Origin of the sequence: Bacillus sp. AFS053548 (assembly GCF_002575105.1) — a bacterium.
GTDB lineage: Bacteria > Bacillota > Bacilli > Bacillales > Bacillaceae_G > Gottfriedia.
In genome coordinates this window covers 1-8,020 of the sequence record NZ_NUHI01000051.1, presented here as the reverse complement: position 1 = coordinate 8,020, position 8,020 = coordinate 1, and the positions used below count along the sequence as shown (strand labels likewise).

At 30.1% G+C, this 8,020-nt stretch carries 9 protein-coding genes; 1 reads left to right on the top strand and 8 read right to left on the bottom strand.

The annotated features are described in order from the left end of the window. Positions 1 to 193 precede the first annotated feature (193 nt). Together CN946_RS20700 and CN946_RS20695 are read right to left on the bottom strand one after the other, a co-directional pair. Positions 194 to 1,024 carry a cupin domain-containing protein gene (locus CN946_RS20700; RefSeq protein WP_098862821.1) on the bottom strand — a complete coding sequence of 277 codons (831 nt, stop codon included), beginning with the start codon at positions 1,022 to 1,024 and terminating at the stop codon, positions 194 to 196. A 234-nt stretch (positions 1,025 to 1,258) separates the two neighbouring features. Continuing rightward, positions 1,259 to 1,846 (bottom strand): hypothetical protein, encoded by a 588-nt coding sequence (locus tag CN946_RS20695; RefSeq protein WP_286134009.1) that lies wholly within the window; start codon positions 1,844 to 1,846, stop codon positions 1,259 to 1,261. 502 nt (positions 1,847 to 2,348) lie between these two features. On the opposite strand from CN946_RS20695, the gene CN946_RS20690 reads away from it, so the two are divergent. Further along, complete coding sequence (locus CN946_RS20690) at positions 2,349 to 2,795, top strand: hypothetical protein (protein ID WP_098862820.1); 447 nt, start codon at positions 2,349 to 2,351, stop codon at positions 2,793 to 2,795. A gap of 157 nt (positions 2,796 to 2,952) precedes the next feature. Here CN946_RS20690 and CN946_RS20685 read toward each other — a convergent pair whose 3' ends face one another. The 6 genes from CN946_RS20685 to CN946_RS20660 all read right to left on the bottom strand — a co-directional run bounded on the left by CN946_RS20685 (position 2,953) and on the right by CN946_RS20660 (position 7,331). Then, positions 2,953 to 3,471: a ferritin gene (locus tag CN946_RS20685; RefSeq protein ID WP_098862819.1), complete on the bottom strand. Its 519-nt coding sequence runs from the start codon at positions 3,469 to 3,471 to the stop codon at positions 2,953 to 2,955. Positions 3,472 to 3,708: 237 nt separating this feature from the next. After that, the gene (locus tag CN946_RS20680; RefSeq protein ID WP_098862818.1) at positions 3,709 to 4,134 is read right to left on the bottom strand and encodes a MarR family winged helix-turn-helix transcriptional regulator; all 426 of its coding nucleotides are present in this window, start codon (positions 4,132 to 4,134) and stop codon (positions 3,709 to 3,711) included. Between the two features lie 101 nt (positions 4,135 to 4,235). Continuing rightward, on the bottom strand, positions 4,236 to 4,772 hold the full coding sequence (locus CN946_RS20675) for an NAD(P)H-dependent oxidoreductase (RefSeq protein ID WP_098862817.1): 537 nt from the start codon (positions 4,770 to 4,772) through the stop codon (positions 4,236 to 4,238). Between the two features lie 89 nt (positions 4,773 to 4,861). After that, complete coding sequence (locus CN946_RS20670; RefSeq protein WP_098862816.1) at positions 4,862 to 5,404, bottom strand: NAD(P)H-dependent oxidoreductase; 543 nt, start codon at positions 5,402 to 5,404, stop codon at positions 4,862 to 4,864. A 577-nt stretch (positions 5,405 to 5,981) separates the two neighbouring features. Next, positions 5,982 to 6,692, bottom strand: coding sequence for a DUF421 domain-containing protein (locus tag CN946_RS20665; protein WP_098862815.1), 711 nt, complete (start codon positions 6,690 to 6,692; stop codon positions 5,982 to 5,984). A 231-nt stretch (positions 6,693 to 6,923) separates the two neighbouring features. After that, a complete protein-coding gene (locus tag CN946_RS20660; protein WP_098862814.1) occupies positions 6,924 to 7,331 on the bottom strand; it encodes a barstar family protein in 408 nt (135 codons plus the stop codon). Between the last annotated feature and the right edge of the window lie 689 nt (positions 7,332 to 8,020).

The following is an 8,020-nucleotide window of genomic DNA, read 5'->3' as shown; positions in this document are numbered from 1 at the left end:
CTAGGCTCGGCCGCACACGCACCCGTTACTTGAATAAAGAAAAAAAAGTCTCCTTATTGTGATATCCAACCAGATTGTGGATTTAACTTTGCGTACTATGTATATAATGTGGAAATAAAAGGGGTTCAGCCAATCTGACAAAACCCTTAACATTTTTCAAATATTTCATTTAACTATATGCATTACTCTAATTCTACATTTTTTTGCTTTGCTGAAGAAGTTTAGATTCTCCTGTACGTTCCCATTCTTCTACTGTTTCATATGCTTTTTCAGGAGAATATCCTTTCCCTACAAGAACTCCCATTAGAATAAATTCTTGAAGAATGTGTGTAGCATTTATTCCTCTTTTAACATCTTCTAACCCTTTATTTACCAAATATTCGGTGTACTTAATCCATTCATCTGGAGTCTTGCCAGAAACAATTGTTTTTTCACTGGCATGACCACTACTTCTTTCCTCAGCCATTGCATCTGCTTTTGTTACATGAACAGTCCCAAAAGGATGGTTAGGAGGAGCATATATTGAGTAAAGCTTTAGCGGAATATTACCTGTATTGATTACGTTGTGCCATGTTCCAGCAGGTACCATTATTGCAGAATCATCATTGATATTACTTTTAAAATTTAACTTCTCTTTACTTTTTCCCATTTGAACAATACCCTGCCCTTGTTCAACACGTAAGAATTGGTCAACGTTCGGGTGTATTTCCAAGCCGATATCTTCGCCAACATTGAGACTCATTAAGGTAACTTGCAAATGAGTTCCTGTCCATAATACGGTACGGTACGTATTGTTTTGCTTAGTTACTTCATTAATATTAACTGCAAACGGTTCTGCTCCATAATCTTTTAACAAAATGCGGAAATCATCATTGTAAGAGCGAAAAGAACCAAATCTGTTTGCATATTCTACTCCAACAGGATAAGTCCAGTAAACAGACTGTCTACCATAGTTATTCATTGGTACATTATGATAATAAGGATAATGATATTGATATGGGTACATATTTGGAAAGTAATACATTTTTCTCAATCCCTCCTCAGCATATTAAATTATCCTATGCGCTATGCTAAGAAAATGTACTCGTAACAACATCTAATCTACATCTATAACAAACACTAAATGAATCCCTCATGTATAATCCAAAAACAAAAGTAGTGCAACTCACTAATGAATTGCACTACTTTGTTTACTAGAAATTAATATAATACTTATGACACTTATGATAATTATGATTGATTTCCATACACCATATGACTATGCAAACGTAGCGTGTATCATAAATAAGATTAGAAAACACATAGCCATTTTTAAATGCCATTTATTATCTTTCTTTTTATATCGTTTTAATCCCATAAACATTAATATGAATAAAATGATAATAGAAATTAAACCAGAAAAATATGTAAAATTTAATTCAAATCCTTTTAATATTGCTAAATATCCATGTAATATAACAATGCCTGTCGATATTAATGCGATTGGTACGTGCCATTGTCTTACGATTTTTCCAATAAATTGTAATATAGTTTTTAATTTAATTTGTCCAAATGCAATGTCCTTAGTATATTTTAGTTTTATTAAATAGAAGACAGGAAAAATAGATAATGCAATAAAAAAACCAATTCGTGCAATTGATCCAATTTCCTTAAATGAATCCTTATAGTCATGCATATTTGTAGTTTGCCATTCATGATAATGCATTGAAATATATAAAACGCCTAATAAAAATAGTGCTCCACCAATAATAAGTGTTAACACAATTCTTTTTCTTTCATTTGGATTTGAAATATAGGATTTTAACAAAGTTTGTTTTTTCTCCATTCTAAAATTATTTTTTTCCAATCTAATAATCTCCTTTAACTATTATTACATCCATTATAAAAATTAATTTAAATTTATTTGTGAAGTTGATGTAAATTTTAGTATTACTCCTTCTTCATCCATTTGTCTAAATATATAGTAGTTTTATGAAAATACTATGAAAATTTTATTAAAAATAAAAGGTCGAATAAGTTTTCCCGATTATATTAAATAAAGACCTTCTTAATCCTCTTAATTTTAAATTCCAAATACTTATATGATGCTAGAGTTCCTTTTTTAAAATAAGGCTCTGTTAAACTAAATTGTTGATATTTTGAATTTTAAAAAGGATTATCTATTTTTAGATAATCCTTTTACTATCTAATTGAACGAACGCAAATGTTGTTCAATTAGATATATTTTTTCACTGTCGGATAATTTGAAAGATATCAACGTACAGAAATCAACCAAGAGCGCTCATGTTAAAGGAATTTTGAATAAATATCTCGAATTTTTATAAATAGAGAATTAGGAGGTGCACCTGTTGATCAAAATCAATATTGTGATGTTTCAAGCTCAGATTTTGTTGAATATTGTTTGCCTTCTCTTCGATATTACATTGGGTATATGCTTGGGAGAAAGTCCCAAAACAGAAACAATCATTAGTTGGATCAATCTATTTTTATTCGTGATTGTTTTCCTTTGGATTGGAAACAAATACTTAAAACCCCAAGACCATTGGATGAAAAATGCAGGGTCAGTCCTATTTACATGTGCGGTCAGCTTTTGTTTGATAATCAGTCTGGATGGAAATTATTCTAACATGGAACAATTCGTTCGTTTAACGGTCTTGTTTTTTAACATGCCAGTTCAATGGGCATGGGATTTTAAGATTCCTATTTGGAACAGAGGTCTTTTTATCTTTATTCCATCTCTTTCTGCCTTCATTGGCTTGTATAGTCATTTTTACAAAAAAAATATCTTTAGATGATGATTTTTTAACACGGTTAAGATTAATGACGAATTCATTAATGGAACAGGAGTCCACATTTTGGTTGATATAGCTTTTTTATCAACAATCTTTTTTAACAGAGCCTAAAATAAAAAAGAGCCTATAAAGGCTCCAAAAAATAAAGTCTTCTAAATATTCATCCACCAGCAGCTGGTGCAGGAGGTGCAGCAGGAAGTTTCCTTTGTCCTAATTCTTGATCAATAAGTAATAATGCTGAAGGGTTACCATCAGCCAATTTTAATCGATTAACGATCGTTAGGGTTTGTGCTTCTTCGTCAATTTGTTCCCTCAAAAAATCTTGAATAATAACAGTTGCTTGTGGATCTACTTGAATAACATAATTATATGCTTGTCGATATGAATTTGTAACATATTGTTCATGTTCGAGTGCCTTTTGAAAAGCTTCCAAAGGAGTACCAAAATTATTAGATTGAGTAGGAATCGTTAATAAATCCACAGTTCCATCTTTATCAACTACAAAATCTATCAATTTAAGCATATGTGTACGTTCTTCTTCCGCCTGTACTCTCATCCAACTTGCCATACCTGTATAATTCATTTTTCCAAAATATGCTGACATTGCAAGATAAAGTGATGATGACACATTTTCAATTTGAATTAAATTGTTGAATAGCTTTTGAAGATCTTCATTCATTCTTTTATCACTCCTATGGGAATATTTAAAACTCAACCTAATTTTGATTTTGAATTTAATAAGTAAGAAAAGTTTTATAATCAAGACCTCATATATTTTATGCTTCATTTACCAATTTTAAGAATCATTTCTGCATTTCTAATCATCAACCTATGTTAAATTTATAGAGTTAAAATAAATATTTATTATTACAAACAAAAAAAAAGAGCCATAAAAGGCTCTTTAGATTTAACTGAATTATTTAATTTTCTCGATTTCCAATGCAGCTTCAAATGTTTGACTCGTTAATTGTTTTGCTGCAACGTCACCTAAAATTTCCGCATATCGTTTATATAGATTTTTCCAACACACCTTAATATCTTTTTGAATTTCGATTCCTTTATCAGTTAAATTGACTAATGTCAATTTCCCTTGATTTGTTCGTTCAACTAGTTTCTTCACTTCCAATTTCTCAACAAACCTAGTGGTTGTTGAAGGAGCAATATGCAAAATATTACTTAATTCTGTTTGAGTAATATTTTGTTTTTCAAATACCGCCATTAATAAAAATGCATAAGTTGGAGAAATACCAAGTGAAGCAAACTCTTCCTCTGCCATCTTATTCATTAATCTTGCTAAATGATTAGCAGTAAAATATAAACAATTACTAAAGTATTGTTCCATTTGTTCCATCTCCCGATTTTCTCGATTGTATATACAACTTACAAAATAAAACAATACTTTGTCAACACAAGTTAAAAGTAAATTTGCCTATTTTATGATTTTTAACGTCTTACTCTTAAATTTGGATTTGTAACGTATAAAGCTAGTTCCTCTGCACTTTCTTGTAATTTTTCATCTGATACGTTCATTAATCCTTGTAAAAGGAATGAAGGTAAGAAGTACATTCCACATAAGTTTGCAGTAGCTTGTAATGGACGAGTTAACTCACTCATCGTGTAATGATTATATCCTCCAGCTTGATAAGCTTCTGAAGGACCACCTGATGAAATGACAAGTAACAATTCTTTTCCTTGTAATTTATTACCTTCAGATCCATAGGCGAAACCATACGATAATACTGAATCTTGCCATTGCTTTAATAATGCAGGTGTACTGTACCAGTAAAATGGAAATTGAAACACAATACGATCATGCTCTAATAATAATTGCTGTTCTTTTTCAACGTTGATTTCAAAATTTGGGTAATCTGCATATAAATTATGGATAGTTACCTCCTCTTGTTCAAGACGATTTATCCATGCTTTATTTACTTTAGATTGCTCTAAATTAGGATGCGCCACAATTACTAGTGTTTTCATAAATTGATTTCACCTATCTCTTTGTCTATTATTTATTCTTAAGTATAAATTCATAATTAGTAAACTCTTTACAAAGTGTGAGTACACTATTAGGCAGTAATTGTTTCAAGTTTTGGTTGTGTAACATGTTTCACATAAGCTTTTGCGTTTTCTAAAAGTTCCTCTTCAGAAACATGTGCAACACCGTTTAAAACGAATAATGGCATAAATTTTGTACCAATTAAATTACTAGTTTGTTGTAAAGGTGTTGTCAATGTTTCCATCGTGAAGTTATTATAACCAGTTGGTTCGTACGAGTCTACTGGACCAAAAGTTGAAATTGCAAGTCCTAATTCTTTACCATGTAATTTATCACCATCTGGACCATATGCATATCCATAAGCAAGAACCTCATCTTGCCATTGTTTAAGTAATGAAGGTGTACTGTACCAGAAGAATGGGAATTGTAAAATAATACGATCATGTGATTCTAACAATTTTTGTTCTTGCTCTACGTCTATTTTCCCATCTGGGTAAGCTTGATAAAGAGTGTGAATTGTAATTTCTTCTTGCTTCTTTAACTCTTCCATCCATGTTCGGTTGATTCGAGAATTTTCAAGATTCGGATGTGTAATTATAACTAGTGTATTCATTTTATCTCTCCTAAATTTTCATTTGCTTGTACATACAAATGATATTATATTTTAATATTACTTGCAAGATTTTAATTGGATCTTTTAAAAATTTATTATTTTATATACTAACTACAAAAAAAGGTAATTTGGAAGTTTAGATACAAAACAAATCCAATAAATAGTTAGTATGTTTCTTCGTTTTTTCTCTTCTATTAGAATCAAATCCGTGCCAGAAACCTAAAATTAACTTGAATTTTACTAGAAGAATGGGTGTTTTTTTAATTATAGTGGACATTATTTACTTAAAAAGCCGCTCTGAATCCCGATTTATCGCACTTTGTACTCATCTATGTGTAGAAGAAGTGTATTATCCTGCATGATGTAATTTTACCTCAGATGTTAAAAAAATATTTCCTATCTGCATATATACTTTATTAAACCATCCCTTACTCCTAAAAACAAAAGGAATTCAAGGACATTTTTTTAGAGGAATAACAAAAAACTAAATAGTTCACATACTTATCCTCATATTAAGTAAGAAAATAATAATGATGGAAAGCAATAAAATCTTTTTTCAAAATAAATTAAAAATAGCTCATTCTTGGTCCATTGGAGAAGTAATATTATCTTTATATGTATCAATGTAGATATTTCCATTTGCAGCTAGCACAGCATACGCAACATCCTTTGAATGGAGGTTACGTTTTTTTAGTTCGCGTTGTAACTCAAACTCCGTCTGATTGTTTTGTCTTAGGTTTTCTGTCATAATTTCTCCATCCATAATCAGCTCGATAGGGAGCTTACTTTCTGGTGTAGTCGGTATATTTAAATCTTGTCTTGTTACATTGCGATATTGGGGTTTCTGCAAAACAGATACTCTGCCATTTGTTTCAACAACGACGTAAAGGACTTCTTCTATGTTAAATATACTTTTTTCTCTTAATTGTTGATTTAAATAATCTAGAGAATAACGCATCTTTCTCATATTGGCTTCCAAAATCTTTCCATTTTCAACAATTACTGTTGGATTTCCAGCAAATAAATTTCTTCCAATTCGACTTTTCATGGAAATATAGCTAACAATTATAATGATTGTTACTAAAATTATAAAAGCGATGACTGAATGATGGATTTTTATATTCAAATTAAATGCCAAATTGGCAATAATACCTCCAATAGAAATGGCACCTATAAAATCAAAGGTATTCATTTCAGCAATAATTTGTTTTCCTAAAAGTTTAGCACCAATAAACAAAATCAAAAATGCTAGCATTGTCCTCATAATAATCTCATAATGTTGCGGCATAAGCAGTTATCCCCTTTAAATCAATTGTAAATTGTAAAATCTATATAGGGATAATATGTATCATTGAAAAGGAATTTATTATAATCAATAGTATAAAATCATTTAAGTAATTGGATAAACTCTTGCAAATATGACCACTAAATATCAACTAGAAAACAAAAAAAGCGAATGATATCCATATCATCCGCTACTTCTCCAAATATCTCATCTAATATCTCAATTCAATACATTCTATACAAAATTTATTAAACTAATGCATTCGTTAGTTGAACAAGACTCACATTTCCAATTGGGAAATTCCTGATTATGTTCTAGAAGATACTCTTTCATAATATTCGAATCTTCAGGTAATCTTCTCTCCAATTCTGACCACCCAACAAACTTGATTTTATTTGGTAACTCAATGAAACCAGAAATGATCTCCCAAAACGAGTCCCAGTCCTCGCTATAATAATCTGGAAATTTCAGTTTTTTTTTCAATAGTGAGTGCAATTCTTTGGTAGTTCGTACGTTCGATACATTAATGTACAACGTGGGTGCTTCAGTTTTTTTCTTTTCAATTTTGTATAGAAATACAATAAAATAAGGCAAGACGAATAAAAAAAATAATAAAATAGAACCTTGTACATAAATTGTCATCCTATTACCCCTTACATCTCAAAAAGTGCTTAGACAAAACTATTTTAATTAAATTAATACCCATATTTTACCATGTTTTATTCAACTAAATTGCCAGCTAGCACAAAAAAAGACCTACAATATTGCCGATCATGTTGTTTAACTAATGCATGCATTAGTTAAATAATGACTTAGTCCAGTTTTTTAAAAACAATGTATCCTATTAATATAAGGATTAAGATAAATCCAAAAGGAATAACGTATTTTAAAACATCCAATAATTACACCCTTTCAAAAAAACTGTGAACCTGTGTGATTAAATGATTTTTACATGAAGATTTTTTTCATAGCTAATTGTTATTTAACGTTAGTTAGATAAGATTTATAAACAAAAAGAGAACCCACAGGGATGAGTTTCTCTCTATTTTATAATTAATTTTGTTTACTTAAATAGATCAATCCCCAGATACAAAGGGCTATTATACTAACGACCGATAGTGTAAGTGGTAATGTTTCTACAATGATTTTCCAGTTTAAAAATTCTTCCATCAGTTCTCATCCCTCTCGTTAATAGTTTGATGAATTTGTTGGAAGAATATGTAACAAAAATGGATTGATATGTAATATTAAACTTTGCTATTTATACTTTTTAGTAATATTTTTTATTGAACTAAACTGCCATTTTGTTGAATCGAGTAGGAGGGGGCGGC

Coding starts and splice junctions, on each gene's coding strand:
- CN946_RS20700 (WP_098862821.1), bottom strand. CDS start 1,024: ATGTATTACTTTCCAAATATGTACCCATATCAATATCATTATCCTTAT.
- CN946_RS20685 (WP_098862819.1), bottom strand. CDS start 3,471: ATGAATGAAGATCTTCAAAAGCTATTCAACAATTTAATTCAAATTGAA.
- CN946_RS20680 (WP_098862818.1), bottom strand. CDS start 4,134: ATGGAACAATACTTTAGTAATTGTTTATATTTTACTGCTAATCATTTA.
- CN946_RS20675 (WP_098862817.1), bottom strand. CDS start 4,772: ATGAAAACACTAGTAATTGTGGCGCATCCTAATTTAGAGCAATCTAAA.
- CN946_RS20670 (WP_098862816.1), bottom strand. CDS start 5,404: ATGAATACACTAGTTATAATTACACATCCGAATCTTGAAAATTCTCGA.
- CN946_RS20665 (WP_098862815.1), bottom strand. CDS start 6,692: ATGCCGCAACATTATGAGATTATTATGAGGACAATGCTAGCATTTTTG.
- CN946_RS20660 (WP_098862814.1), bottom strand. CDS start 7,331: ATGACAATTTATGTACAAGGTTCTATTTTATTATTTTTTTTATTCGTC.